Source organism: Helicobacter sp. 13S00477-4 (assembly GCF_002272785.1).
Lineage (GTDB): Bacteria > Campylobacterota > Campylobacteria > Campylobacterales > Helicobacteraceae > Helicobacter_J.
In genome coordinates, this window is record NZ_MLAS01000039.1 from 1 (window position 1) to 511 (window position 511).

Genomic DNA, 511 nt, shown 5'->3' on the forward strand with positions numbered 1-511 from the left:
TGTTTGAAGCTGAACCTGATTTGTTTGTAGTGTAATTAGAGATAGTTGAACCATCATTGGCAGTGATATTAGTAACACCACCCGTTGCATTACCAGCACTTAGGGTAGAATTGTTTAGGGTGAGGTTGGCGGTACCCCAAGAGGTGTTGAGATTGTCTATCTTAGAGTTGTTAGAAGCGGTAATGTTGGTAGTACCATCACCTATATTACCCCAAATGGTGTTGATGGTACCTATCTTAGAACCATTATTAGCAGTGATGATGGTAACACCACCGCTTGTTTTATTAGCACTTAGGGTAGAATTGTCTAAGGTTAATTTGGTAGTGCCATAAGAGCCAATGAGGTTATCTATCTTCGAGTTATTGGAAGCAGTAATCGTGGTAGCTCCATCGTCTGTACTGGCAGTGCCTAGAGTAGAATTGTCTAAGGTTAATTTGGTAGTACCTCCAGAACCGTAATTGATCTTGATAGTGTCTAATTTAGAGTTGTTATTGGCAATCAAATTAGTAGT

At 39.7% G+C, this 511-nt stretch carries 1 protein-coding gene; it reads right to left on the reverse strand.

What is annotated here, in order from left to right:
• A partial coding sequence (locus BKH44_RS08910) for a hypothetical protein (protein WP_219349887.1) occupies positions 1–511 on the reverse strand: 511 nt, incomplete at both ends.